The following is a 26237-nucleotide window of genomic DNA, read 5'->3' as shown; positions in this document are numbered from 1 at the left end:
CCGCCCGGCACCAGACAGCCTCTCGGCAACCCCCAGTGAATGAGGTGCAGCGATGACGATCCATACCCCAGGAAATCGACGGACCAGGCTGCTCGCCGGCGTAACCGGCGTCGCCCTGCTGCTCGGCGCGTGCGGCGGCGGGTCCACGACCGGCGACGGCAAGGACGCGGCCGAGGGATACGACCCGTCCGCCCGGGTGACCATCACCTGGTGGACCGGGCAGACCACCGACGCCGAGGTGCAGGCGGAGCAGCTCGCGGCCGAGTACAGCAAGGCGCATCCCAACGTCACGATCAAGACGTCGGCCGGCGCCTCGACCACCGACGACCTGCTCACCAAGCTCTCGGCCGGGTTCACCGGCGGCAGCTACCCGGACATCTCCTACGCGTACGGCAGCTGGGCCGGTGAACTGGCCACCAGCGGCAAGACGCAGGACCTCGCCAAGTTCGTCGCGGACCCGTCGTTCGGCTGGCAGGAGATCCCCGAGGCGGCCCGCAACACCGCAACCTACGAGGGCAAGGTCATCGGCGTGCCGGCGCTGGTCGACAACCTCGCACTGATCTACAACAAGAAGCTCTTCGACGACGCCGGGGTGGCGTACCCGACCGACCAGTGGTCGTGGGAAGACTACCGGGCGGCGGCGAAGAAGCTCACGAACCCGGCGCGGAACGTGTACGGCTCGGCGTACTCCGTATCGGGCAGCGAGGACACCACCTGGCACCTCTGGCCGATGCTGTGGCAGCGCGGCGGGAAGATCCTCGACGGCAAGAAGCCGGCGTTCAACTCCGACGCCGGGGTCTCCGCCCTGGAGCTGTTGCGCGCGATGGCGGTCGACGACAAGTCGATGTACCTCGACCAGACCGACGAGAAGTACCTGCCGCTGTTCAAAGACGGCCACATCGGGATGGTCATGTCGGGCCCGTGGGCGCTGCTGGACCTCAAGGAGGCCGGGCTCGACTACAGTGTCGCGCAGCTGCCCGGCTACAACGGCGACCACCAGACGGTCTCCGGGCCCGACCTGTGGGTGCTGTTCGACCACGGCGACGCCAACCGCGCCGGCGCCTCGCGCGACTTCATCAAGTGGCTGACCAGCAAGGAAGTCGACGCGAAGTGGAACCTCGCGATCGGCAACCTCCCGCTGCGCTCCAGCGAGCAAGGCACGCCCGAGTTCGCGGCGTACGTCAAGGAGTACCCCGGCGGCCAGAAGTTCTTCGACAACCTGGCCAACGCCAAGCAGGGCCGCCCGACCCTGGCCGGCTACGAGGAGATGTCGCGCAACGTCGGCGACGCCATTTCCAAGGTGCTGCAGGGCGCCGCGAAGCCGAAGGAGGCGCTCGACGAGGCGGCCAAGAAGTCGGCCGGGGCCCTCGAGTGACGCTGACGTTCGCGGTCTCCGGCCGCACGGTCGCCAAGCGCCAGGCCTCCGGGCGGGCCGTCCGGCGCACGCTCACCGGATGGGCGTTCGCCGGGCCGGCGACCCTCGTCGTGGTCGGGCTGTCGCTCTTCCCGGCCGTGTGGGCGTTCTTCATCTCCCGCACCAAGTGGAACGGCATCGCCGACCCGCAGGACATCGGCTGGCGCAACTACGAACGCCTCGCGCAGGACCCGGACCTGGCCGCGGCCGCCCAGCACACGCTCGTACTGACCGCGCTGTTCGTGCCCGCGTCGATCGCGCTGGGCCTGCTCATCGCGATCGCCCTGAACCAGCGCATCCGGCTGATCGGGTTCTACCGGACCTGCATCTTCGTGCCCTACGTCGCCTCCGCGGCGGCGACCGGCATCCTCGCCGGCTACGTGTTCAACCCGCAGTTCGGCGTGGCGAACGACGCGCTGCGCCGGCTCGGGCTGCCCACCCAGCAGTTCCTGGAGAACCCACGGCAGGCGTTGCTGGTCGTCTGCGTCATCGCGCTGTGGGGCGAGGTCGGGTTCACCACGGTTGTGTACCTCGCGGCGCTGCAGGACGTGCCGCGGGAACTGGTCGAGGCGGCGACCATGGACGGCGCCGGCCGGTGGCGGATCCTGCTCAGCGTCACGCTGCCGCAACTGCGCCCGGTCACGCTGTTCACCACGGTCTGGCAGACCATTACCGCCCTGCAGCTGTTCGACCTCATCTACACCACCACCCGCGGCGGGCCGATGAACAGCACTCAGACCGTCGTCTACTACATCTACGAACTGGCCTTCCAGACCCGCCGGCTCGGCTACGGCGCGGCCGTGGCGTACCTGCTGTTCGCGGTGACGCTGCTGCTCACCGCCCTGGCGATCTGGCGCAGCCGGCGCAGCGGCGAGGAGGCCTTCTGATGTACACCGTGAAGCGGCGCCGATGGCTGCCGTTCAGCCCCTGGCACCTGGTGCTCATGCCGACGGCCCTGCTGTTCGTGCTGCCGCTGGTACACATGGTCCTCACGTCGTTCATGACCACGCGGGAGATCAACCGGTTCCCGCCCACGCTCGTCCCCAGCGGGCTGCACCTGGACGGCTACCGACAGCTGTTCGCGCAGTCGCACATCCTGCTGTGGCTGGGCAACACGGTCCTGGTCTCGGCCGTGTCCGTCGTGTCGCACCTGGTGCTGTGCTCGGCGGCCGGCTACGGGTTCGCCCGGCTCCGCTTCCCCGGACGGGGGGTCGCGTTCGTGGCCATCGTCGCCACCGTGATGATCCCGACCCAGCTGCTGATGATCCCGACGTACCTCATGTTCGCCCGCCTCGGCATCGTCGACACCCTGGCGGCGGCGTTCGTGCCGTGGCTCGCCTCGGCGTTCGGCATCTTCCTGATGCGGCAGTTCTTCCTGTCGCTGCCGGTGGAGCTGGAGGAGGCAGCCCGGATCGACGGGTGCGGCTCGCTGCGCACCTTTGTGAGTATCGTGCTGCCGCTGGCCCGCCCGGCCCTGGCGACGCTCGCCGTGTTCACGCTGCTGTCAAGCTGGAACGACCTGCTGTGGCCGCTGGTGGCGATCAGCGACGACCACCGCTACACCCTGCAGGTCGGCCTGGCCAGCTTCCAGGGCACGCGGCGCACCGCGTGGTCGCAGCTGATGGCCGGCAACGTGGTCGCGACCCTGCCGCTGGTGGTGGCGTTCCTGGTGGCGCAGCGGCGGTTCATCGCAACGATGACCTTCAGCGGGCTGAAAGGGTGATCTCGTCGATCGTCGCCTGGGCCGCCGTGCCGCCCGCGGCCCGGGTGCTGAGCGAGCCCGCCACCGCGGCCCAGGCCACCGCCTCCGGCGCGTCCCGGCCGGCCAGTCGGGCGGCGAGAAAGCCGGCGTTGAAGCTGTCGCCAGCGCCGGTGGTGTCGACCACGTCGACCGGCAGCCCCGGCGCGGCGGTGAACCCGTCCCCCGGCCACCAGGCGCGGCCGCCCCGGGCCCCGTCCTTGAGCACGACCGTGGTCCCGGCCGACACCAGCCGGGCCGCGGCCGCGGCGACGGCTGCCTCCCGGAGCAACTCGTCCGGCCCGTCCGCGGCCGCCGGGTCGCCGCCGGTCACCGCGAGCAGCTCCGCCGCGTTGGGCAGGAACACGTCGGTGACGGCGAGGATCTCCTCCAGCGCCGCCCACCGGCCCGACGGGTCCCAGTTCGTGTCCAGCGACGTCCCGACTCCCAGCCGCCGGGCCCGGGTGAACACGCCGGCCAGCCCCGCGTGTAGCCCGGGCTGCAGGAACAGCGACGCCACGTGTACGTGACGGGCCGCGGCCAGCAGTTCGTCGGTCACGTCAGCGGGGCGCAGCGCCGGGATCGTGCCGGGCAGCGTCAGGATCGCGCGGTCGCCGGGCGCGGACAGGATCACGCTCAGCCCGGTCGGCGTCGCGCCGGCGGACCCGGGCACGAACAGCTCCACCCCGCGCTCGGCGAGCCGCTCCCGGACGAAGGCGCCGAAGACGTCCGCACCGACGGCGGCGAGCAGCCCCGTGCGCAGCCCCAGGCGGGCGCAGCCAGCGGCGGTGATCGCGGCCGAGCCGCCGAGCACCAGGTCGGCGGCGTCGAGTAGCTGCTCCTCCTGCCCGAACCGGGGCCGCACGTCGCCGCGCAGCACCAGGTCGGGGTTGGCGTCGCCGACCACGAGCACGTCGAGCTGCATCGCTCCTCCTCATTGTTCGTATGGACAGTATCAGTTGCCCGAGTGTGCGAATACTGCGTCTTTCTACGCAGAAACAACTATTGACAGCCTTCTGTTCGCACAGTTGAATCCGTGGCAACGGTCGAGCCCAGCCGGTAGCGGAAGCCTTCCCGAGTCCGGCACACAGGTCGCCAGGGTGCGATGCACCCGAGGCGGGGCAGATCCCGATCCCTTTCGGAGTTCTCCCTGTGATTCCCGTCCTGCGCCGCATCGGCGTCCCTGCCCTGGCGGTCCTTGCCGTCATCGGCCTCGGCTTCGGCGCCGCCGAACCCACCACCTACACCCTGCCCCCGGTCAACGCCAAGTTCGACTACCAGATCGGCGCCGCGTACACGCCGCCGTCCGGGGTCACGGTGGTCAGCCGCGACCGGACCGCCACACCGGCGGCCGGTCTCTACAACATCTGCTACGTCAACGTGTTCCAGACCCAGCCCGACGAAATCTCCTGGTGGCAGACCAACCACAACGACCTGCTGCTGAAGGACTCGTCCGGCAAGTACGTGGTCGACGGCGCCTGGGGCGAGAACCTCATCGACGTCTCGACGCCGGCCAAGCGCACAGCGGTGGCGGCGATCGTCAACGGCTGGATCGACGGCTGCGCGAGCAAGGGCTTCAAGGCCGTGGAGCCGGACAACATCGACTCCTACGAACGCTCGGGGGGCCTGCTCACCAAGGCCAACGCCGTCGCACTGCTGCAGCTGCTGGCCCTTCACGCGCACGACAAGGGGCTGGCCATCGCCCAGAAGAACACCACCGCCCTCGGCACCGCGGGCAAGAACGCCGGCCTGGACTTCGCGATCGCCGAGGAGTGCGGCCGCTACAACGAGTGCGACGCCTACACCTCGGTCTACGGCAACAACGTCATCGTCATCGAGTACACGAAGAACGCCTTCACCAAGGCGTGCAACGGCTACGGCCCGTCGCTGTCGATCGTGCTGCGCGACCTCAACGTCACCGCACCCGGCAGCGGCACCTACAAGTACGACGCCTGCTGACCCAGCCGTTCCACGCGGGCGGCACCGGCTCCGGCAATCCCGGATCCCGGCGCCGCCCGCACCCGGTCGCCGGAGGTCCCGCGTGATCCTGACCGTGACGCTGAACCCGGCGCTCGACCTGACGTACACCGTCGACGAGCTACGGCCACACACCACGCACCGGGAGAGCGCGGTCGACGAACGCCCCGGCGGCAAGGGCCTGAACGTGGCGAGCTTGGGCGCCGACCTCAGCCGCTGCTACGGCGAACGGCCGTGACCAGCACACCGGCGACGCCACCATCCTCGCCTCGCAACCGTCTGGTCGGGCGTGGCCAGCAGCCCTGTAGAGCAATGCGTTGGCACAGGAGGCCGGAAATCGACCCCCGTAACTGTAAGAACGAGCATCCGTAGGCGGTCGGCGACCGGCGGGTCCGTCAGTGACAGTGGCGATCGGCGGCGGCCTGCTGCGGGTAGCGGCACAGGTCGCCGCTGATGTTCGGATGCGCGCCGGTGGCGGCTGGCAATGTGTCGGGCGCGCGGCCGTGTTCGACCCAGTCCACGAGCGCCGCGAGCGGGTCGGTGGGAACGGGTCCGGACCCGCCGGAGCAGTGCCCCACGCCCGGGGCGAGGAAGACGCGGTAGAACCGGTCGGTGGCCGCGGCGCCGCCCATGGCGGATTCGACTCGGCGGCGGTAGTCGACCGTGCCCTGCGGGAAGATTACCGGGTCGGCCAGACCGTGCCAGGTGATCATTTTGCCGCCGGCGGCGCGGAAGGCGGACAGGTCGGGATTGTCGGAGCCGATGACGGCGTCGTAGCGGGCCTGGGACTCGTCGAACAGGCGCTCGAACTCGGCGTAGCCGATGGTGGAGACGTCCGCGTGGGGTTGCCGCAGCAGGAAGTCGCGGATCCAGTCCGCGGCGACGGGGAGCGGCGCGCCGCGCCGCGCGCCGAGCAGGGGCTTGGTTGTGCCGGCCAGCCAGCTGAAGGACGCGCCGCGCGGCAGGCCGTACCAGAGCCGCTTGCCCGCGCGGGTGGTCGGGCCGGCCCAGATCCTGCGGACGATGTCGGCGTCCGCCCGGCTGATCCGGATCGTCCGGCCGTGACAGCGCACGCTCGTGCCGACAAGCTGGCCGGGGTCGAACCGGCAGGCGTCGGGCCGCCCGATGATCCCGTCGCGGCGGCCGTCGTCGCCGTCGCACGCGGCGATCGCGGCGCGGTTGAAGGCGGCGAACTCGCATGCGGTCGGGTAGACACCCGCCTCGTTCATGACGACCTGCGGCCAGAACTGAGCCAGGGTCAGACGGTTCCAGTCGGCGGCGGGCGCGGCGGCGAGGATGCCGTCGAAGTCGCCGGGGTAGCGCTGCGCCTCGATCAGACCCTGCCGGCCGCCGGTGGAGCAGCCGGTGAAGTATGAGTAGGCGGGCGGCCGGCCGTAGAACCCTGCGACCACCTGTTTGCCGATCCGGCTCATGTCGTGCACCGAGCGGTAGGCGAAGTTGGCCAACAGCCCCTCGTTGACCGTCCGGTCACGGCGCAGAGCCCAGACGGGCGGGCCCCCGGGACGGCCCGGCACACCGGCATCGGTGGACGCCGCCGCGTAGCCCCGCCGGACCGCCGGGACGAGGGCGCGCTCGAACTCACCCGCGGCGAACGCTCCTCCGCCGGTCGCCTGGAATCGGCCGTTCCACGTCGATCGTGGCAGCCACACCTCAATCCGGACCCGGTCACGAAGCGGCGGGTGCGTCAGGACGATCGTGACGTCACAGAACGCCGGGACCCCGGTGATCAGGGCGCGGCCGCCCATCCCGTCCGGGTGGCCGACCACGGACATGGCAAGTATCCGTGCGCCGGGCACGTGCGGTCGGGACGGGCCCGGACACGCACCGTGACCGGCGAGCAGCACAGCGCTGACGGCGGCGGACAACGTCAGCGCCACCGGCAGCAGGAGTGCGCCGATGATCACCAGAGGCGTTCGCATCGCTGCTCCGGAAGGAACGATCGCGTTGGTGGACGCGCATCCACACCCCGTGTCTACCCGCCGCGGCCCGCGCCACGCTCCCGCGGGAGGAACGGCGCCGGGCCAGATGTTCGGCACCCAGTCGATGGATCATCCCAATCGGAGCCGGCCGACGCTGTCGATTATCACGACAGCGCGGGCACGGCGTGCCGTGCGGGTCAGAGATCACCGCGGCTCAACCGCGTGAGTCCGAACGATAGCGCGCGAACCGCGCTACACGGGCCGCCCGGCCCTGCGCAGCACCCCTGGTGGCCTTGCATTCTGCCGTTCATCCATCTGCGCGTAGGCAGGTGGCGGTTCCTGCACCGTTTTCGTGGAGACGTGGGCCTTGCTTGCGGTCCTTGACGTGGGCGTACGCCATGAGCGCGAACAGCACGGTGAGCAGGACCGCGGACGAGCCGAATGTGCCCAGGTCCACGCCACCCTTGGCGGTCGGTTTGGTGAGCAAGTCACCGGTCGTGGCGCCCAGCGGCCGGGTCAGTACGAAAGCCGCCCAGAACAGGGCAACGTTCGGGACGGCTGGCATGTATTTCAGGGCGAGCAGGGCCGCAAGCGCGCCGGTGATGAGGAGCGCGCCGCCGCCGTAGCCGAGGCCGGAACTGTCGGACAGGAAGTCGCCCATCGACGTGCCCAGCGTGTTGGACACCAGAATCGCCGCCCAGAAGAGCGCCTCGCCTCGAAACGTGTCGATGTCGCGGATCGCGAAGGTAAGCCCGGTGTACCGCCACGCGACGAAGATGGCCATCAGCAGTGCGACGAGGATTGCCGCTCCGGCAGGGTAGCCAAGCCCCAGTCCTTGCGGCCCCCAGCCGAGGGTCGCGGCGCCGACGGGAAGGTATTTGGCGGTCGCGTCGCGGTTCATGAAATCCGAGATGGTGGTGCCGGCCATGCTCGTCGAGAGGATGACGGTCCAGTAACAGAAAGGGTTGTAGCGGCGGGAGCGCAGTTGCGCGAGCAGCGTGACGACAAAGATGCCGAACAGGGCGATGGTGGTGAGGAAGTACCCCAGCTTGAGGGTCTGGGCGAACAGGTCTCCAGCAGTCTCGCCGAGCGTTGTGGCGGCAACTTTCATGATCCAGAAGGCGAGGGTGACGTCGGGCAGCTTTCGCATGGCGTACCGGCCCCCGCGGGCCGGCCCTGCTGTGGTGGCGTCCTCGGCATGCGTCATGGGACCTCCTTGCGCCGTCGGGCGCCCGGCTCGGCGAGGTATGGCAAATCTGGACAAACCTATGCCAAGCCACATAAGAACCGCCTGAATGCGGGGGTGACCCCCGCGAATCTCGCGGACCCCGGTCAGCCGTGAGCGGTGCTCTCAGGGTCTCCTTCATCGGAGAGGAGCAGGCTTGAGCGGTCGATCAAAGGTTGATCGCATGGGGGGTGCCGCCCGTGAAGGATGAGGAGGTTCTGGTTCAGCTCCATAGTGCTCCAGGTCAGGCTGGGGTGCTCGTGCGCCGAAGTGCGCCCGAGGGACCGGCCGTGCTCACCGCCGGCGACGTCGGGCTGGGCCCGCCCGGCTGACCGTGGCGCGGCGGCGAGCCGGGATGGTGTGGTGGTCGCCAGCATGGTTAGCGGTGGGCGATGGCGGCCGGCACGGCGCTGACCTTCTCGGCGAGCGCGTTGACGACGGCGGCCAGCCGCTGCACCTGGACCTGTTGCAGAGTGTCGTACGCGGCGTACCCGTTGCCCTGCCGGTACTTGGCGAGCTCCGCGTCGACGGCGGCGAACTGGTCGTCGAGGTGGGCGTCGTAGGCGGGTCTGAGCACAGCGATCGCGGCGCGGCAGCCCTCGACGTTGGCGGCGAAGTCCGACAGGTCGGTGTGCGAGTAGCGGTCCTCCTCGCCGGTGACCTTCTTCGTGGCGACCTCGTCGAGGAGGCTCTTGGCGCCGTTGGCGATCTCCAGAGCGGTCAGCGTGACGCCGCCGAGACGCGTGCGCAGCTCGGTGACATCGGTGAGGAGCTGGTCGGCGACGCCGGCGACGGCGGTCAGGTCGCCGCCGTTCCACAGCTGTTGTTCGATGCGGTGGTAGCCGATCCAGGCGGCGCCCGGGTCGAGGTCGCCGTCGCGGGCGTCGATCTTCGGGTCGAGGTCGCCGAAGCTTTCGGCAACGGTCTCGATCCGCTCGTAGGGTGCTCGGGCCGCGGCGTAGAGCGCCTGCGCCTTGCCGCGGTCGCCGGCCTTCACGGCGGCGACGAACGCCGTGGTCTGCTCGACGAACGCGGCCGCCTGCTGCCGCACGTAGTCCTGATAGGTTGCCGCGGCGGCGGCGAGCGCCGGATCGGCCGAGGAGGCATTGGATGTACCACTGCCGGGTCCCGAAACCGTGAACGCGGCGCGAATCCCGGCGCCCGTCATGCCCGGACGGCAGGAGGCCGTGTAGGCGCCGGCGGGCAGGTCGACGTGCAGGCTGCGGGTGAGGCCAGGCGCGACATTCTCGACCTCGCCGACGATGCGGTCGCCGGGCGCATACACGTAGAACTCGGTGACCTTGCTGCCCTGGTTGTGCACGTCGAAGACCCGCGGCCCGGCCGCGGCGTGGTCCGCGCTCAGGCGGCATTCCGTGTCCGTGGCGGTGACGGCGATGGAGCCGGTGTCCGCGGGCGCCTGCTGCGGGCCGCCGCACGAGGCGAGGGCGGCGACGGCGCCCAGCACCGCGACCGCCTGAGTGCGGGGCCGCGCCGGTGCGTGCGCGGGGCGGAAGAACAGCGCCAGCATGATCATCGCGAACGCCAGCCAGGCGCCGATCTCGAGCACGCTCGCGCGCGGGGTGAGGTTGACGGTGCCGGCGAGCACGGTGGCGTACCACGACGTCGGATCGAACAGGCCGCCGAGATCGAACGCGATCCGGTTGCCGCCGGGCAGCACGCCGGCGCTCTGGAGTCCGTGCACCCCGTACTTGAGGATGCCGGCGGCAACCAGGATGAGCAGCGCGCCGGTCCATGTGAAGAAGCGGCCGAGGTTGATCCGGGCGGTGGCGGTGGACACGGCCCAGCCGAGCCCCACGGCGGCGGCGACGCCGGTGAGCATGCCGGCCAGCGGCGCCGCCCCGGCGCTGCCGGCCCCCTCCGCGGCGGCGAACACCAGCAGCACCATCTCCACGCCTTCGCGCACCACGGCGAAGAACGCCATCGCGGCGACCGCCCAGCCGCCGACGCGCATCGCGTTCTCCAGCCGGCCGGTGAGCTCGCCGCGCATGGTCCGTGCCGTGCGGCGCATCCAGAAGATCATCCACGTGACGAGGACGACGGCGGCCAGGGAGGTGACCGCCTCGAACAGCTCCAGCCGCGTGCCGGCGCCCAGCCACGCAGCGGCCGACGTCAGCAGCACCCCGACCGCGGCGGACACCACGACCGCGCCGCCGACGCCGGCCCAGACGTACCGGAGGCAGTCGCGCCGCCCGGCCTTGGTGAGGAACGCGACCAGGATCGCCACGACGAGCGACGCCTCGAGGCCGTCCCGCAGGCCGATGAGCAGGCTGGCGAAAAACACGGACCACTCCCCAGTCAGGTTAGGTTAGCCTTGTCAAAGTCCTACAAGTTGTAGGTCGGTGTCAAGCTGGAGGGTGAATGCCGCGGGCAGAGCCGGTACCGTCGGGACGTGACCCGGCAGGAAAGCGCCGAGCGGCGGCCGTGGGGCTCGCTCGAGGCGGACGTACTGGCCGTGCTGCGCGCCGCCGCCGAGCCGCTCAGCCCTGCCCAGGTACTGGAGGGCCTCGACAGAGCCGCGGCATACAACACCGTCCAGACGATCCTCACCCGCCTGCTGGAGAAGGGTCTGACGCAGCGCGGGCCGAGCCCGCAGGGCGGGCGCCGACACGTCTACTGGCCCACCTACGGCACCGCCGCCGTCGTCGCGCAGCAGATGCGTGCACTGCTCGACGGGCCCGGCGACCGTCGGGCGGTCCTGCGCGAGTTCACCGCCGAGCTCGATCCGGCCGACGCCGCGGTGCTGCGGGCGTTCCTCGTCCCAGTCCGGGACAATCCTGCATGACCGGGCAGGCCTCACTGCTGGCGCCGTTCGTCGAGCCCACCCGCGCCCGGATACCTCCTACCGACCCGGACGCACGTACGCAGCCGGCTCGGCGTCAGCCGCTTGGCCGGCATGCCGGAGGCCGAGATGCGCTGCCGCCCGCCAGCGGACGGTCCGGAACGTTCAGGGCACGCGCAAAGGCACGGCCTGCGCTGCCGCGCCGAGCGGTGGCAGACCGTAGGCGTCCTCGATGGTGCGCAGCACCGCGTAATGGTCCACCCGTTCCGCCCGGTCGCCGGGGCGCACGCCGGCGCCTCCATCAAGCAAGTTGGGCGAAAGTGCTCAAATTGGGCAATTGAATGCCCGTTATGCCATGAATTGCCCGGCGGCCACTTGACCGAAATCAAGTGTGCGTCGTGCTGAGTGGTATTCGTTGGCCCGGATCGCCAGCCAGATCCCCCGCTATGTCGACCTGCCGTCCCGATCACCCGCCTGATCTTGGACAGGTACGACCTGACTCACCAGGTCGATCCCCTCGGCGACGTACAGACGCCGCCCGGCCAACGTCTGCGCCGCCGCCTGGTACACGGTGATGATCTACGCCGCCTCCGCAGCGACCCCGTGGGGCCCCGAAACTACGGTCACCTCATGCCGGCCTGGGCATTTTCGTGTATGAGCCCAGCGAGTCGATCTCGCCGGTGGCCGCCGGTCCGAGGTGATGATCATCTTGCCGGCCGTGACGTAGTTGATCTCGTCGGCGGTCTGCCGGTAGCGGTACTTGCCCTCGGTGAATCGGGAGACGCCCACCATGACCGAGCCGTCCGGTTTCTGGTAGTGGACCGCCACCTCGGTGCGTGGGTTGCCCTCGAGGATGTCTTCGGCGGGCAGTTCGAAGTTCTGGAAGTCCGCCTCCGAGGTCGGGTAGGTCTGCATGTAGGGCGCAGTGACGCCGTGCGGTGCCTCAGCGCACATGCTCCTGCGATGCGTGGGAGGAGCGGAGAACCGATTTCTCGATGAGCGCCCCGACCAGTTCGAAAATGTCCTCCACCCCAAGCTCACCACCCGAGGCGACCGCCTCCGCAGCCTCGATGTCGAAGTCGGCCGGGAAAGCGGCGAGCCGGGCCCAGCACAACCGTTCCGACGGCGAGCAGAGCTCGTAGCTCCACTCGATGGCGGCTCGCAGCGTGTGGAGCCGTTCATCGGATCCCTTGGATCCGGACAACAGCCGGAACTGATTCTCCAGACGGCTGGAGATCTGCTGAGGCGAGAGCACCCTGAGTCGCCCGGCTGCCAGTTCGATAGCCAGGGGGAGGCCGTCCAGCCTCCGGGCGATGTCGGCGACCGCGGCGGCGTTCTCGCCGGTCAGATCGAACCCGGGGACGATGGACCGCGCCCGCTCGATGAAGAGCACGACGCTCTCGTAGCCCGCCAGGTCGGCCGGCGAGGAGCGATCAGCGGGCAGCGGGAACGAGAGCCCGTCGAGATGCAGGAGCTGCTCACCCTGGATCCCGAGCGCCTGTCGGCTCGTGGCCAGCACCGTCACGGCGCGGGTGGCTCGCAGCAGTCCCGTAACCAGCTCGGCAACCTCGTCGACCACATGCTCGCAGTTTGTCGACGATCAGCAGGGTTTCGCGATCCTCGAGCCGGGCCGCGAGATCATCGATGGTCCAGGGCCCGCTCTCCCGGGTCAGCCTCAGCGCCGAGGCGACCTGGTCGACGATGGCCCGGCGGGCGGGATGCCGCCCCAGGTCGATGAACCAACAACCACCGGGCACCGATCTAGCCACTTGATGACCGACCTCCAGGGCCACGCGGGTCTTGCCCGCTCCCCCGGGACCGACGACGGTGACGAGCCGGTGTCGGCGCAGGGTCGTCCGCAACCCCGCCACCTCACGACGCCGGCCGACGAAGGACGTGATCTGGGACGGGAGATTGCCGGGCGAAGGCACGGTAGCCGAGATCACGCCAGAACTGTAGAACGCCAGCTCGGCGACGCGCCCACCACCGCACAACTCCTCGTGATCGCACAATTGCCATGAGTCAAGAAGACCTACGGTCAGGCTTGAAGATCTGGCGAATAGTGCCGACATGGTTTCGACGCCGGGCCGACATGCGTCAAGGCTGAAGCACATCGAGGCGTTCCAGGCGTGGATGATCGAGACCCGGTCAGCCTCCACCGCCCTGAACAGGCACGTTATTGCGAATTTCCAGTAACGATCGGCGGGCGGGCTAGCGGCTCCACCCTGCCGTGCCTGGCATCGAGAATTGGGTGCCTGTCGTAGGAGCTGCGCTCGTACTCTCTGTTGGTGAGCGATAGCAATGACTACGTGAGGTTGCGAGAGACCTTCAACGAGGACGCTGCACGCTATGACCGTGCCCGCCCTCGGTACCCAGTGCAGATGTTTGATGATCTCGCTGCGGCCGGGGTAGCGCCTGGGGCAAGGGTGCTGGAGATCGGCTGTGGCACCGGGCAGGCGACCGTGCCGCTGGCCGAGCGGGGCTGCCGCATCGTGGCTGTCGAGTTGGGCGCGGAGATGGCGGCTGTGGCTCGGCGAAATCTTGCCGCGTTCGACGCGGTGGAGGTCGTTACGGCGGCGTTCGAGGAGTGGCCCTTGCCCGGTGAACCGTTCGACGTGGTGTTCTCCGCTACCGCGTTTCACTGGATCGACCCCGCGGTGCGGGTGTCGAAGTCTGCTGACGCTTTGCGTCTCGGTGGCCTGCTGGCCACCGTGGGAACCCACCACATCGCTGGCGGTACCTGGACCGAGGCATTCTTCGTTGAGATCCAGAAGTGCTACGAGCGCTTCGATCCGTCGACCTCACCGGGTCTGCGTCTTGAGACCGCTCGTGACATCGTCGAGGACGATCGGGAGCTCACCTCGTCGGGGCGATTCGGGCCTGCGAAGTTCTACCGATACGAGTGGGAACTGCCGTACTCGACAGCTGACTACCTGGATCTGCTGTTGACCTACTCTGGACACCGTGCCTTGCCGGACGTGCAGCGGAACGCACTGCTGAACTCCATCGCGCGGCTGATCGACGCGGACTACGGGGGGCAAATTGTCAAGCGCTACCTGACGGAGCTGAGGATCGCCCAACGAGTCCGGTGAATCGCTTCGACCACTGGCGGTTGAACTCAGCACAGCGCTCGTGCCCCTGCCGGGGAACTGGTTGAAGGGCAACAATGGCGCCCCGTGCAGGTTGATCGCACGGGGCGTCCGAGATTCTGTGCGAGGCGCTCTCGTCACGGAGGGCCCTCCCGGAGGCTGGCGCGCAGGGCGGTGAGCGGAATGAAGGCCGTGCCGTTGCCGAGTTCGTTCGGTGTCGGGCCGGATGGAGTTGCGACGTCGGCGAGTCGGTTGGCGAGGGCGGTCAGGGCCTCTCGGTCGCCTTCGAGTGCGGCGCGTTCGTCGTCGGTGAGGTCGAGTTGCTCGAGCATTTGATCGATCCCGTCTTTGACGGCCAGGAGTTGGCCGGCGTTGGACTGTTTGGGCAGGTAGAAGGAGCACTTGGCGCAGGCGAGCCGGTGTGGGCACTTGGCGAAGAAGTCGTAGCTGCAGTAGCCGTCGCCAAGGTCGTAGTACTTCCAGGGCTGTTCGCCGCCGGCGGCCGTGCCGGTGAGGATGGACTCGCGGTCGATGAGGACCTGGATGGTGCGGACGTTGCGGGTGAAGTAGTCGGCTTTGCGGTAGGCGGCGCTGAGGGTGCGTTGCAAGATTTCGCCGTAGTAGCGGGTGCTGGCGGCGTGTTTGTGGCCGAGCCATTGCTGCAGGTCGGCGAGGGTGAGTGGTTCCCGGGCGTTGAGCAGTTGGGTGGCGATGGTGGCGCGAGCGCGGTGGCTGGTGAGTGCGCCGCGGGAGTCGGATTCGGGAATGTTGGCCTTGCTGCAGAGCGCCGGGATGATCCGGTCGTTGAGGTAGGCCTTGCCGATCAGCTGGCCGCGCCAGGTGAACAGGTGCTGTCGCGGTTGACGTGTCTTGCGGTCGGGCAGGTCAGGTTGGATGGGACGGACCAGCTTCCAGGCATCGACGAGTTGCCCGACGACCGGGTCGACCGGTTTGGTGAAGGGGCCCGAGGTCTTGTTCGCCGGGACTCGTAGCAGGCAGCTGGTGAACTGTTCGCCGGTGTCCGGGTCGGTGCCGGTGTCCCAGATGATGCAGTCGAGTTCGAGGCGGTGGATCTCGTCGATGCGGCAGCCGGCGAACAGCCAGACGCCGACCAGGGCGCGCAGCATCTCGATCGGGTAGTAGGTGCTGAGCTGGCCCTTGGCTTTCGAAGCTGGGGTGCCGTAGGGCTTGAGGTCCTCGCTGTTGAGGGTGAGCCCGGCGGCCATGAGCTTGGCTCAGGACGCGTCGTCGATAGTTCGCGGGTTCGGTTTCATCTGGGCGCGCAGCGAGATAGGCAGGGTGAGCACCCGGCGGGGGTCGAACTTCGCCTCGATCCACTCGAACTCGATCAGGTCGCAGAAGAAGCCGCGGATGCTGTCGACGCGGTTGGCCATCCCGGACGCCGCGAGCGGGCGGCCGTAGCTGGTCTTGTTGTGGTTGTGGCCGGCCCAGTCGCCGCAGTTGGCGTGCATCGTGTCGGCGACGTACTCCGCGGCGATGTCTCTGGTCCACAGATCCGGGCTGATCGCCTCGGGATGCTTCTCGGCCGTCCATCGGCCGGCGATGCAGATCGTAGAGAACATCACCTTGGCAGTGCTGGACTCCTGACGGGCCAGCTTGCGCCAGCGAGGCCAGGAGCCGTTCCCGGTCGGCGGTGACGGACTGGCTGGCGCGGTGGAACCGTGCCGCCAACTCGCGGCCGCTGAGGTGGATGTAGCGCAATGTGGTGGACAGGTCCTGGTGCCCGGCGTACTGGGCGATCTCGTCCAGCGTCCAGTCCGCGCGGGCGAGGTCGGTCAGACGCTGATGCCGGAAGGTGTGCGGTGACAGCCGGGGGACCTCAGCGCGTCGTGCCAGCCCGGTCACGATCTTCGACCAGCTGGACGGGCCCAGCGGCGCTGACCGGTTGCGCCGCGATGTGCTCAGCAGCAGCCGTCCGCCGGCCCGGCCGACCAGTTGCCGACGGACCGCGATCAGCTGTCCGCCGGGGACGCCCGCCTCCCTCGACCGGCCCGGCCGGCGCCTCCGGACGCTTGCAGGCGGCCACCCCAGCGAGCATTGCGGCCACCGGCACGACGAGGGCGAGGATGCGACGCACCGGTGCGTTCAGGACGACGGCGCTCACGACCTGCTCGGCGAGGGTCTGCCTGACGCGCTGAAGGCGAATCACCCATCCGATCAGATCGGCCACGACGCCGGCTGGCTGAATATTGTGATGACGACCGGCAGCCACATGGTGCGATTCACGTTGCGCAAATATCACTAGTTCCTGTCGTCATTTCGGTCGAGCAGGCGACCTTCCGAAAAGCGCCGACCCTATTGCCGCCAGGCCGTATGCAAATGCGGCCTGGAGTCCGTAGACCCACCAGGAATGGTTGACGCCGCCGGGGCGGTAGAACGCCAGGTAGATCGGAAGCATCAGCACTTCGCCGAGTAGGCCGACGGTCCACGGCACACCGAGCAACCGCAGCACGAGCGGCCCCAACCATGGCAGGACCAGCAGCAGGTAGGCGAGCAACTCCAGCAACGGCCAGAAGTCGAACCGTTCCGAGTTGCTCCGCTCCTGATGCAACAGCACGCCCGCCGCGGGGGCGAGCAGGACGAAGCCCACCCCCGCGGCGAGCACGACGGGACGCCAGATCGATGCTCCGACTACCGTGCGTCCCGTCATGCTGGTTCCTTCCGCTTCGCGCCGGCCGTCAGTTGTTGACGAGTACCGCGTTCCCACGTGGTCCACCCAGTGAGGTTCCAAAATCCTGTCAGCTGGGTCTGTTGGGCTTCTCTGCAGCTCGTTCGTGCTCGCTGACGAATCCGCCGAGCACGGGTCGGCGTTTGATCCGCTCGCGGGTCAGGTCAACGATAGGACGGTCGGCCAATCCCTGGCCATGGCGTACCCGATCGGCACGACCAGGTCAGGCCGACGCCTCCGGCGCCGAGCGCCGCCAGCATATCGGTATGGCTGGTCGGCTCGGTCCAAGGGCCTTTCGTCCGCCGGAGGCTCTCGGCTCCACTATCCGAGTGCGAATTCGGGCCGGGATGGTGCGCCTGCCAACGGCAGGCCGATGATCTCGCGGGCTTCTGCCGGCGTGGCGGGCTCGAACCCCATGTCGGTGACCAGGCGCACGAGGCGCTCAACGAGCTGCACGTTGGTGGCCAGCTCGCCTTGGCGGTAGTAGAGGTTGTCCTCGAGGCCGGTACGCACGTGCCCGCCCAGCAGCAAGGCGTTCATCGCCGACGGAAGCTGAGCCGGGCCAATGCCGCTTACGCAGAAGGTCGCACCGGTGGGCAGAAGATCGACCATCTGCTGCAGGATCCGGGGAGAGTAGGGCATCGCGTTCTGGAAGCCACGGTGCGCGCCGAGGACGATGTTCACGAACGGTTGCCGGTCCAGGCCGGCGTCGATCAACGTGGACACGTCCTGTATGAGGTGGGTTGGGCTGAACACCTCCCACTCGGGCTTGATGCCGCGCTCCCACATGCCCTCCGCCAGGGCGCGGCAACGTGACGGGTTGGTGTTCATGAGGATCTCGGAGCCGTCGAACATGGCATTGATGGTCGTCGCGTCAAGCGTGCACATCTCGGCGCCGGCGTCCATGCCCTTGATGCGCTCCTCCCAGAGGATCTCGAGGTAGCCGTTGTCGGCCCGCGCGACGAGATCGCCGTTCACGCCGCCGCCCGTCGAGTTGTTGATGACGATGTCGCAGCGGGACCGGATCCGTTCGTTGATGTCACGGTACGTGTCCGGGTCGCAGGTCGCCTGGTCGTCCGGACGGCGGGCATGCACGGCCACAACGCTGGCGCCAGCGTTGTAGCAGTCGTACACGTCCCGGGCGATCTGCGCCGGCTGAGTCGGCAGGTTGGGGTTCTGTTTCTTGCTCGCCATCCCACCGGTCGGCGCGATGGTCACGATGACCTTCGTCGTGCTCATGATGATGTCCTCGCCTGCTGGGGTACGAGTTCACCGGTCTGACCCTCACCGGGCAGGAAGAGGTCAAGGTCATGCGGCGGGGTTTCGTCGCGGAGGTGTACGTCGACCGCGAGCAGGTACCCGGTGAGGGGGCACAGCCAGCCGGTCGTGGTGAGCTGTTCGTGCAGGGTCGCACCGGCACGGGCGGGCAGTTGGATCGGGAAGGATCGAGCGCCTTCACGCCAGCGGGTCGACCCGACGCTCAGCAGTGCGCCGTCGATGGTCTCGACCCGCCAACCGCCGTCGACCCCACAGATCGCGGCCAGCCGATCGGTGAGCCGCAACCAGCGTTCACCGTCGGCAAGGCCCGCGGGCGGCGTCGACGGATCCGGCTCGCGGGTGGTGTCCGGAACCGCCTCGACCGGGCAGCCCAGCCGCGCTGCCCGGATCGCTCGGCGAGTCTGGCGGGTCCGCTCTTCGTGCCAGCCTTCCGGTACGCCGGCTGCGCCTCTTGCCAGCACCACACCGTAGGTGTCCAACGCCGCGGCCGGGCTGACCACGCCCCGCCGTACGTCCGCCACGACGTGCTCGGGTTTGCGGTCGATCGGGTCGCCGACACCCCCGCCGCCCTGCCAGGTCACCGTGAACACGTCGGTGTCGCGGAGCGTACGCGCGCCTGGCTTGGGTCCGAGGTTCTCCATCGCCGCGGCGTCGAGCACCGAGCCGGCGAGGCGAGTCGAGTGCGCGGCGAGACCGGCCACGGCGTGCTCGAATCCCGCCGGCCCGTCGAGCAGGCCACGGGCGAATGTCTGCCGCACGGTGCTCCCGGGTAGCCCGCCGGAGAGTCCGGTGGCATTGGGTACCTCCGCGCCGTGCGTCATGATCAGTGCTTCGGTCGAACTGACCGTTACGGTCAGCGCCACCTCGACGGAGACACCGCCCCGTCGCCGCCCGGCGCCACCGGTGTCCGGGGCTAGTCGCCGGTACAGGTATCGCAGTGGCGTCTTCTGCTCGTTGACCTCGACATCGGCAATGGACGGGCATGGTGTGTTGATCGGACCGGCGGCGTCCTGCCCGTCATGGCTGACGAACGCGCCGAAGCCGCCGGCGAGGGGGTCCATCAGGTGCAGTCCGAAGCGCTCGCCGTACTGATTGTGTCCGCTCAGGTTGAAGGTGGCCATCGTGCCGCTGCTGACCGCCTGGGCACGGTGCGCGAAAAGAGGCGTGGCAGCCAGGAGCCGGTTCAGGGCCGCGGCGACGACGTTGCTGACCACCCAGACCGTCTCGACCGTCGCGCTGCCAACGGGCGCCGGCGCTACCGCCGTACAGATCAGGCCGTCGGGTGCCACAACCGTGACCGGTTTGAGCAGGCCGTCGTTCCAGGCGATGCCGAAGCCCAGGGTGGGTATCAGCGCTCCGGCGACGCCACCCACCAGGCCGGCTCGCGAGCAGTTGACGAAGCCGGGCGCCTGGGGAGATGACCCGGAGAAGTCAAGGGTGAGCTGGTCGCCCCGCTTGGTGGCGACAACATCGACGACATACAGCCGGTTGCTGTGCCCGTCATGCTCGAGAAAGTCCCGGGTGTGCACGACGCCGTCGGGCATCTGGCGCAGTCGTTCCCGCAGGGCTCGCTCCGCGTCGTCGACCATGCCGGCCATGGCACGCTGAACCGTGCCGACGCCGTAGCGGTGACAGAGTTCGACCAGCCGCTCAGCCGCAACGTTGAGGGTGGCGATGAAAGCCCGGATGTCGAGGCCCACCTGGGCGGGCAGCCGAGTCGCGGCCAAGATCATGGCGAGCACGTCGTCGCGCAGCTCGCCGCCGTCAACGAGCTTGACAGCAGGTATGCGCAACCCCTCCTGCCAGACTTCGCGCGCCTTGGGAGACCAGGAGGCGAAGTCCATGCCCCCCATGTCGGTTTCGTGTGCCATGACCCCGGCCCACGCGACGAGTTGGCCGTCGACGAACAGCGGTGCGCACATCTGCAGGTCGTTCTGGTGGAGTGCACCGACGAACGGGTCGTTGCCGATGATGCGGTCACCGTCACGCAGCCGGGTGCCGTTGGCGAGCAGGTGCCGGATGAGCGCGCCGACGGGCGGCGCCTCGAACGTGACCTGGTGGCCCATCGTCGCGAACGAACCGGTCGGCAGGTACAGGCCGGTGAAGAAGTCGCTCGCCTCGGTGACGGTCGGGCTGCCGCTCACCGCTTGGAGGGCGAGCCGCATATGGTCCGTGATGGCCACGAGCCGGCTGCGGACGATCTGGTCGAGCACCGGGTCATCGTCCGGGCGGGCGGGCATGGTGTTCATGGCGTTCTCATCCTCACGTGAATGACTCCGGCGCCGTCGGTGGTCGCCGTCGCATCGGGCGGTACGACCACGACGCACCCGGGCAGCTGGAGCAGGCTCGGTCCGGTGATGGTCTGCTCGGCGGCCGGACGTTCGGCCGCGTAGACCGCGGTGTCCGCGGGCATGTCGGCGTTGTCGAAGACGACCGGGCGCGTACCGCTGAACTCGAAGACGTCGCCGGCCCCGGATGCGGTCGGCAGGGGGGCCGGTGCCGTCACGACGGCGCGCACCGAGAGGATCTCGAAGCCGGCTTCACGGAAGCCGGCGCCCTTGCCGAACAGCCTCTCGTAGTCGGCTTCGAACCTGACCAGCAGTCGGGACAGGGCTTCGGCATCCGGCACTTCGTCGATGTCGACATCGAGATGATGGGCCTGGCCGTGGTAGCGGACGGCGGCCGTGTAGCGCGTGTGGGATTCACCGGCGTCGTCCGGCAGTACCAAGGTTGCCTGCATGTGCGCATCGGTCAGACCGGCGCGCAGCGCGGCCGCGTGGGCGTCGCCCGGCTCGACGCCGGCGGCCAGACGCAGATAACAGGTACGCGACGCGGTCGTGCGCAGGTCGCTCGTACCGGCCCCGTAAGCCGACTGCGCGGTGGCGGTCGGCGGCACGACGAAGCCGTCCAGTCCCAGCTCACGACACAGGGCCCACGCGTGCGACGGGCCACTGCCGCCGCCGGCTACCAGGACGAACTCGCGCGGATCATGGCCCCGCTCGATCGTGACCGCACGCAGCAGGTCCGCCATCGCGGCGTCGAAGACCTGGCGGATCGCGAGGGCGGCCTGCGTCGGGTTCAGCCCGAGGGGCGATGCGATGCGTTCTCGGATCGCATCGCGGGCCGCATCGATGTCCAGCCGGATTCCCCCGCTGTCGAACCGCGCGGCGTCCAGGACGCCCAGGAGCAGATCAGCGTCGGTGGTCGTGGGCTCGGTCCCGCCCTTGCCGTAGCACACCGGACCCGGAACGGCGCCCGCGCTGCGCGGGCCGACGGTGAGCATGCCGTCGGCAACCACAGCCACCGAACCGCCGCCCGCGCCGATGCTGGCCACGTCCACGCTGGGCACCAGCATGTCCGCCCCGCCGAACGTGACGTCGTCGCGCAGCAGCGGCGCGCCGTCAACCACGACGCCGACATCGAAACTGGTGCCGCCGACGTCCAGGGTCAGCACATTGGAGCGGCCCAGCGCGGCGCCCAGCGCCTGACCGGCGACCACGCACGACGCCGGCCCGCTGAGCAGGCCCTGCACCGGCTTCTGCGTCAGCGCGACGGCCGGCACGACGCCACCGGCGTTCGTGGTCATCATGATCGGTGCACGCATGCCCAACGCCTGCAGTTCCCGCTGCAGACGGAGCAGGTACCGGCCGGCGATCGGCCCCAGCGCCGCGTTGGCCGCAGTCGTGGACGCGCGGGCGTACTCGCCCACGGCGGGCGCCGCGACGTGCGAGAGGCTGACGAACGCATCCGGCATCAGCTCCGTCACCAGGTCTTGAACCGCGTTCTCGTGCGCGGGGTTCTCGGTTGCCCACAGCAGGCAGACCGCGACCGCCTCGACCTCAGCATCCGCGAGAGTCCGTAGCGCGGCCCGTACCGACTCCTTCCGCAACGGGACGAGGACCTGCCCTTGCGGGCCCACCCGCTCCTCGACCTCCATGACCAGTTCCCGGGGTACGAGCGGCGGGGTCCGGCCACGCAGGAAGTAGTCACCGCGGTCGAGACCGCGCAGACCCGCCGTGCCGCGGCGGAGCCGGCCGATCTCCAGCACGTCGCCGAAGCCCAGCGTGGTGATGAGGCCGACGCGCGCCGACGCTCCGGTCAGCAACGCGTTCAGGCCGACCGTGGTGCCGTGCCCGAACCGTGTCACCTGGCGGCACAGGTCGGCGGGCGTCATCTTGACCCGTTCGGCCAGCAGGTGCACGGTGTTGACGACGCCTGTCACGACGTCGGCCGTGGTCGGCGACTTGCAGACGTACGACCGTCCGTCCGGTGAGCGCGCCCAGAGGTCGGTGAAGGTTCCCCCGACATCGGTGCCGATGATCCACCCTTGCTCAGCAGCCCGCGCCGGCTGCTCGCCGCCGGTACGCGCGAAGGTTGTCACGGTGTATGCCCTCCTTGGTCCAGATGTGTGATCAGGGCGTCGAGCACCCACAGTCCGTCGTGGGTGAGTCGAAGGGGATTGATCTCAATGTCCGACACGTCGGGATGCTCGGTGAGGATGTCGCCGAGCAACACCAACGTCTCCGCGAGTTCTCCGACCGCGAGCACGGGGCCGCCGCGGTAGCCGTTGAGCAGCGCGCGACCGGCCAGGTCCTCGACCATGGTGGCGGCCTCCCGGACGGAGAGCGGCGCCAGACGGACGGCGACATCGCCCAGCACCTCCGCCGCGGTGCCGCCGAGACCGACCAGGACGATCGGCCCCACCGCCGGGTCGCGACGGGCGCCGACAACGAGGTCGACCCCGGGCGGACTCATGGCTTCGACGAGCACCTCACTGGCGCCGATGGCGGCCAGTGAGTCCCAGGCGGCGACGATGTCCGCATCGGTGTGCAGGTTCAGGCGGACACCGCCCGCATCGGTCTTGTGCGCGATGATCGGCCGCAGGATCTTCGCCGCGACCGGCGCGGCCAGCGCGGCGAGCGCTTGCCTGGCCCCGTCGCGGGAAGCGCAGCGGTGTCCTGGCGGAACGTTCAGGCCCAGCCCGGCAAGAGCGATCTTGATCTGCTGCTCGTCCCAGCCGCGGGACGCGCCGAACCCGATCGTCGACGCGCGGCTGGCGTCGCGGTCGGGGACGCGACGCAACCGGTCGCGCGCCTTCGCGTCGTCGGCCAGCGCGGCCAGCGCCGTGGCCAGGGCTGTCGGCCCCGGCACGCAGACGATTCCCGCGTCGAGCAGGCGGCGCGCCGTATCGGAGACGTCGTCACCGGCGCCGCCGATGCCGACGATCACGGGCGCTGACTCCGGGCATGTCCGGGCGGCCAGCGCCGCGGGCAGGTCGACGGCGCCGGGCTCGATGAGGGCGTACACCCCGACAAGGTCCACGCCGGGGTCCTCGGCGGTGATGTCGATGACGTCCGCGAAGCCCGGACCGGGGCGCCCCGTGTCGACCGGGTTGGCTTGATAGGTCAGTGGGGGAAGCACGGCGGCGAGGCGCTCGCGGCTGGCGGCGGCGAGTTCGGGGAGGTGGACGCCGCGCCCACGTAGCTGGTCAAGGGTGATCAAGCCCGGGCCGGCCTGCGCCGTGACGAGGGCGATGCCCGGACGCGGGGAAGGGCGCAGCCGCGTGCGGGACAACGCCACAACGGCGTCGATCAGTGCCCGCTCGTCGTCGACGAGCACCGCACCGGCCTGGCGGAGTGCGGCCCGGGCGGTACGCCACGATGTGGCCAGTGCACCGGTGTGCGACTGGGCGAACGCGCCGATGTCGTGGCGGCCGACGATCGAGGCAACGACCGGCCGGTCGGCGACGAGACGCTCCACCGTCGGCAGCAACGCGGCGGCGTCGGTGATCGACTCGACATGCAGTGCGACCGCCGCCGTCTCCTCGTGCCGAGTGAGGTAGTCCAGCACGTCGGCGGTGCCGACATCGACCGCGTTGCCCAGACCCACCCCCAAGCTGATGCCGTGGCCATGGGCGGCCAGCATGAGGGCGATCGTGTGGTGCACGCCGCCGCTCGCCGCCACGACCGCGATCCGTCCCGGGAGCACGTGGCTCATTGCGGGTACGAAGCTGGCCACGAGACGTCGGCCGGGAACGACGAAGCCGGACGTGTTCGGTCCGAGGAGCCGAACACCTCCTTCGACTGCCGCGCGGCGCAGCTCGTCCTGCAACGCGAGGCCCGATGGTCCGCTCTCCGCGAATCCGCCCGCACAGACCAGCACGGCCCGGACCCCGGCGGCCCCCGCCTCACGGACCGCATCGGGGCAGGCCGGCGCGGGCAGGCAGATCGCCGCGAAATCGATCGGTCCGCCCACGTCGATGGCCTGACGCAGGTCGCCGGAGATGCCGGCCCGAGGGTCGGGGGCGCGGCTGTTGATCAGCGCCACGCCGCCGGCGGCGGCCGCCAGGGAGCGGCCCATCACGGCACCGAGCTTGCCCGGCTGTCGGGACGCGCCCAGCACCGCGCAACGCCGCGGGGCAAAGAGCGCGTCGAGTCCCGCCCGCTCGATCGCGGTGGTCTCAGCCACGTTGGTCTCCGTCTCCTGACCGCGCCCACCCGGGCAGATCCTCGCTCGTGATGACCACGAAGTCTGCGCGCCCGGACAGGACGGCCGTCTCGGCGACCTCGGGCTCCCCCGCGTTCACCACGATCGCGGTGGTCGCCCCGTATGCGAGGCGCAGCTCCTCGCTGAGCAGCGCACGGGTGAAACGGGTTCCGCCGTCGACGACGACGAGGGCGGCCTGAGCGGCGGCGGAGGCCGCCTGGGCCGCCGCGTCGGCGACCTCGGTGGTGCGGTCAGGGGCGGTGGTGCGAAGCGCCCATGGCGCGCTCGATGACCTGGACGCGGGCGCAGCCGCGTGCAGCGGCAGCCGCAGGGTCTGTCCAGAGGCGCAGGGCGCCAGCACACCGCCCGGGTCGGTCGGCAGGACGCGGCCGGCAACGCTTTCGTGAGCCAGCCGACCCGGGCTGTGCAATGGCGGTGCCCCGTGTTCGCCGGCCCATCGCCCACGGACCGCCTCGACGAAGCGTCGATCGCGCCGTTCCAGGCGGTCCACCGGGAGGGTGCGGGAGAAGAAGTGGAAGGCGAACTGCCAAGGATCCAACGCCTGGTACAACCGTCCGAAGTGCTCCCACCAGGCCAGGCTGGGCGCGGCCGACTGCTGAATCTTCTCCACCGACGGCCGGGCGCGCTCTTCGTAGCGACCCAACCCCTCGTCGAGGTCGTCGACGGTGGTCAGGCAGTCGGCCAGCACGATGGCGTCCTCCATGGCCATCTTGGTGCCGGAGCCGACCGAGAAATGAGCCGTGTGGGCGGCATCGCCCAGGAGCACCACGTTGCCGTGCCGCCAGGTGGCCGCCCGGCGGGTGCGGAAGTTCGCCCACCGCGAGTTGTTGACCAGCAAGGGCGTTGCGCCGATGTGCTCGGCGAAGAGCTTCTCCAGATACCTTCTGGACTTGGTGTCGCTGGGGCCGGGAGGCTGCTCGACGTCGAACTCGTCGAGGCCAGCCGATCGCCATGACGCCTCGTCGGTCTCCACGATGAAGGTTCCGGTGCGCGCGTCGATCGGGTAGGCGTGCACGGCGAAGACACCGTCCGGGCTCTGCTCGTGCAGGAATGTCAGCCCCGGGAAGGCATGCGTGGTGCCGAGCCAGATGAACTTCGCGGTGGCCTGCTCGCAGCTGGGTCGGAAGTGCTCGGCGAGTTGGGTACGCAGCCTGGAGTTGGCGCCGTCGGCGGCGACGACGACGTCGAAGCCGGCAGTGTCTGCCAGCCCCACCTCGGTACGGAAGCGGACATTGACGCCGGCCTCGATGGCGCGCCGTTGCATGAGAGCCAGCAGCGTCTTTCTGCCCACGGCCGCCATGCCGTTGCCGCCGGCCGTCCAGCGCTCCCCCTTCATCCGGACCTCAATGGTGTCCCAACGCGCGCCGTGGTCGACCAGGGCCTGCTGGAGGACCGGGTCGGCGTCATTGATCGAAGCCAGGGTCGTGTCCGAGAAGACGACGCCGAAGCCGAACGCGTCCTCGGCGCGGTTGCGTTCCCACACCACGACCTCGATGTCGGGACGCGCCCTCTTCAGCAGGATCGCGAGGAACAGCCCCCCGGGACCACCGCCGGCGATAGCGACTTTCATGCCTTGCCTT

23 protein-coding genes and 1 pseudogene are annotated in these 26237 nt (G+C 69.6%); 7 read left to right on the top strand and 17 right to left on the bottom strand.

Annotation, left to right across the window (positions count from 1 at the left end; all coding sequences use genetic code 11):
- The first annotated feature begins 52 nt into the window (after nt 1-52).
- The 3 genes from ABD352_RS05205 to ABD352_RS05195 are packed head-to-tail and all read left to right on the top strand — an operon-like array spanning nt 53 to nt 3137.
- Nucleotides 53-1375 (top strand): ABC transporter substrate-binding protein, encoded by a 1323-nt coding sequence (locus ABD352_RS05205; RefSeq protein WP_344611049.1) that lies wholly within the window; start codon nt 53-55, stop codon nt 1373-1375.
- Complete coding sequence (locus tag ABD352_RS05200; protein WP_344611048.1) at nt 1372-2301, top strand: carbohydrate ABC transporter permease; 930 nt, start codon at nt 1372-1374, stop codon at nt 2299-2301. Before ABD352_RS05205 ends, ABD352_RS05200 begins: the two co-directional genes overlap by 4 nt.
- Nucleotides 2301-3137 carry a carbohydrate ABC transporter permease gene (locus ABD352_RS05195; protein ID WP_344611047.1) on the top strand — a complete coding sequence of 279 codons (837 nt, stop codon included), beginning with the start codon at nt 2301-2303 and terminating at the stop codon, nt 3135-3137. The genes ABD352_RS05200 and ABD352_RS05195 overlap by 1 nt, the downstream gene beginning before the upstream one ends.
- On the opposite strand, the gene ABD352_RS05190 is transcribed toward ABD352_RS05195, so the two are convergent.
- The gene (locus ABD352_RS05190; RefSeq protein WP_344611046.1) at nt 3118-4077 is read right to left on the bottom strand and encodes a carbohydrate kinase family protein; all 960 of its coding nucleotides are present in this window, start codon (nt 4075-4077) and stop codon (nt 3118-3120) included. The genes ABD352_RS05195 and ABD352_RS05190 overlap by 20 nt on opposite strands.
- A gap of 263 nt (nt 4078-4340) precedes the next feature.
- On the opposite strand from ABD352_RS05190, the gene ABD352_RS05185 reads away from it, so the two are divergent.
- Together ABD352_RS05185 and ABD352_RS05180 are read left to right on the top strand one after the other, a co-directional pair.
- Nucleotides 4341-5111 carry an endo alpha-1,4 polygalactosaminidase gene (locus ABD352_RS05185; protein WP_344611120.1) on the top strand — a complete coding sequence of 257 codons (771 nt, stop codon included), beginning with the start codon at nt 4341-4343 and terminating at the stop codon, nt 5109-5111.
- Nucleotides 5112-5193: 82 nt separating this feature from the next.
- Complete coding sequence (locus ABD352_RS05180) at nt 5194-5367, top strand: hypothetical protein (protein ID WP_344611045.1); 174 nt, start codon at nt 5194-5196, stop codon at nt 5365-5367.
- Between the two features lie 157 nt (nt 5368-5524).
- Here the strand turns inward: ABD352_RS05180 and ABD352_RS05175 are convergent, their stop codons facing one another.
- The 3 genes from ABD352_RS05175 to efeO form a co-directional block, all read right to left on the bottom strand.
- On the bottom strand, nt 5525-7069 hold the full coding sequence (locus tag ABD352_RS05175) for a tannase/feruloyl esterase family alpha/beta hydrolase (protein ID WP_344611044.1): 1545 nt from the start codon (nt 7067-7069) through the stop codon (nt 5525-5527).
- A 307-nt stretch (nt 7070-7376) separates the two neighbouring features.
- Nucleotides 7377-8276: a COG4705 family protein gene (locus tag ABD352_RS05170; protein ID WP_344611043.1), complete on the bottom strand. Its 900-nt coding sequence runs from the start codon at nt 8274-8276 to the stop codon at nt 7377-7379.
- Between the two features lie 397 nt (nt 8277-8673).
- On the bottom strand, nt 8674-10596 hold the full coding sequence (efeO, locus tag ABD352_RS05165; protein ID WP_344611042.1) for an iron uptake system protein EfeO: 1923 nt from the start codon (nt 10594-10596) through the stop codon (nt 8674-8676).
- Nucleotides 10597-10704: 108 nt separating this feature from the next.
- Here efeO and ABD352_RS05160 point away from each other — a divergent pair, with 108 nt between their 5' ends.
- Nucleotides 10705-11097 carry a BlaI/MecI/CopY family transcriptional regulator gene (locus ABD352_RS05160; RefSeq protein ID WP_344611041.1) on the top strand — a complete coding sequence of 131 codons (393 nt, stop codon included), beginning with the start codon at nt 10705-10707 and terminating at the stop codon, nt 11095-11097.
- Nucleotides 11098-11259: 162 nt separating this feature from the next.
- On the opposite strand, the gene ABD352_RS05155 is transcribed toward ABD352_RS05160, so the two are convergent.
- The 3 genes from ABD352_RS05155 to ABD352_RS05145 form a co-directional block, all read right to left on the bottom strand.
- On the bottom strand, nt 11260-11382 hold the full coding sequence (locus ABD352_RS05155) for a hypothetical protein (protein WP_344611040.1): 123 nt from the start codon (nt 11380-11382) through the stop codon (nt 11260-11262).
- Nucleotides 11383-11673: 291 nt separating this feature from the next.
- Entirely contained in the window at nt 11674-12009 is a 336-nt protein-coding gene (locus ABD352_RS05150) for a hypothetical protein (RefSeq protein WP_344611039.1), read from the bottom strand.
- 28 nt (nt 12010-12037) lie between these two features.
- The gene (locus ABD352_RS05145; protein WP_344611038.1) at nt 12038-12673 is read right to left on the bottom strand and encodes an ATP-binding protein; all 636 of its coding nucleotides are present in this window, start codon (nt 12671-12673) and stop codon (nt 12038-12040) included.
- A gap of 709 nt (nt 12674-13382) precedes the next feature.
- Here ABD352_RS05145 and ABD352_RS05140 point away from each other — a divergent pair.
- Nucleotides 13383-14186 (top strand): class I SAM-dependent methyltransferase, encoded by an 804-nt coding sequence (locus ABD352_RS05140; RefSeq protein WP_344611037.1) that lies wholly within the window; start codon nt 13383-13385, stop codon nt 14184-14186.
- A gap of 134 nt (nt 14187-14320) precedes the next feature.
- Here ABD352_RS05140 and ABD352_RS05135 read toward each other — a convergent pair whose 3' ends face one another.
- From ABD352_RS05135 to ABD352_RS05095, 10 genes and pseudogenes are all read right to left on the bottom strand, one after another.
- Nucleotides 14321-15409 (bottom strand): tyrosine-type recombinase/integrase, encoded by a 1089-nt coding sequence (locus ABD352_RS05135; RefSeq protein ID WP_344611036.1) that lies wholly within the window; start codon nt 15407-15409, stop codon nt 14321-14323.
- 9 nt (nt 15410-15418) lie between these two features.
- On the bottom strand, nt 15419-15769 hold the full coding sequence (locus ABD352_RS05130) for a hypothetical protein (protein WP_344611035.1): 351 nt from the start codon (nt 15767-15769) through the stop codon (nt 15419-15421).
- A 175-nt stretch (nt 15770-15944) separates the two neighbouring features.
- A pseudogene (locus tag ABD352_RS57505) lies at nt 15945-16049 on the bottom strand (hypothetical protein); the annotation flags it as partial.
- On the bottom strand, nt 16024-16374 hold the full coding sequence (locus ABD352_RS05125; protein WP_344611034.1) for a hypothetical protein: 351 nt from the start codon (nt 16372-16374) through the stop codon (nt 16024-16026). The pseudogene ABD352_RS57505 and the gene ABD352_RS05125, both read right to left, overlap by 26 nt.
- An 84-nt stretch (nt 16375-16458) precedes the next feature.
- Nucleotides 16459-16854, bottom strand: coding sequence for a hypothetical protein (locus ABD352_RS05120; protein WP_344611033.1), 396 nt, complete (start codon nt 16852-16854; stop codon nt 16459-16461).
- Between the two features lie 339 nt (nt 16855-17193).
- A complete protein-coding gene (locus tag ABD352_RS05115) occupies nt 17194-18111 on the bottom strand; it encodes a beta-keto acid cleavage family enzyme (protein WP_344611032.1) in 918 nt (305 codons plus the stop codon).
- Entirely contained in the window at nt 18108-20399 is a 2292-nt protein-coding gene (locus ABD352_RS05110) for a hydantoinase B/oxoprolinase family protein (RefSeq protein ID WP_344611031.1), read from the bottom strand. Before ABD352_RS05110 ends, ABD352_RS05115 begins: the two co-directional genes overlap by 4 nt.
- A complete protein-coding gene (locus ABD352_RS05105; RefSeq protein ID WP_344611030.1) occupies nt 20396-22531 on the bottom strand; it encodes a hydantoinase/oxoprolinase family protein in 2136 nt (711 codons plus the stop codon). The genes ABD352_RS05110 and ABD352_RS05105 overlap by 4 nt, the downstream gene beginning before the upstream one ends.
- Nucleotides 22528-24618, bottom strand: a complete 2091-nt coding sequence (locus tag ABD352_RS05100) for an acetate--CoA ligase family protein (protein ID WP_344611029.1) — start codon at nt 24616-24618, stop codon at nt 22528-22530. The genes ABD352_RS05105 and ABD352_RS05100 overlap by 4 nt, the downstream gene beginning before the upstream one ends.
- Nucleotides 24611-26227, bottom strand: coding sequence for an FAD-dependent monooxygenase (locus ABD352_RS05095; RefSeq protein WP_344611028.1), 1617 nt, complete (start codon nt 26225-26227; stop codon nt 24611-24613). The genes ABD352_RS05100 and ABD352_RS05095 overlap by 8 nt, the downstream gene beginning before the upstream one ends.
- Between the last annotated feature and the right edge of the window lie 10 nt (nt 26228-26237).

Source organism: Dactylosporangium salmoneum, assembly GCF_039532525.1.
Classification (GTDB): domain Bacteria; phylum Actinomycetota; class Actinomycetes; order Mycobacteriales; family Micromonosporaceae; genus Dactylosporangium; species Dactylosporangium salmoneum.
The sequence above is the reverse complement of the archived record's forward strand: the minus strand, read 5'-3'. Positions and strand labels throughout refer to the sequence as shown.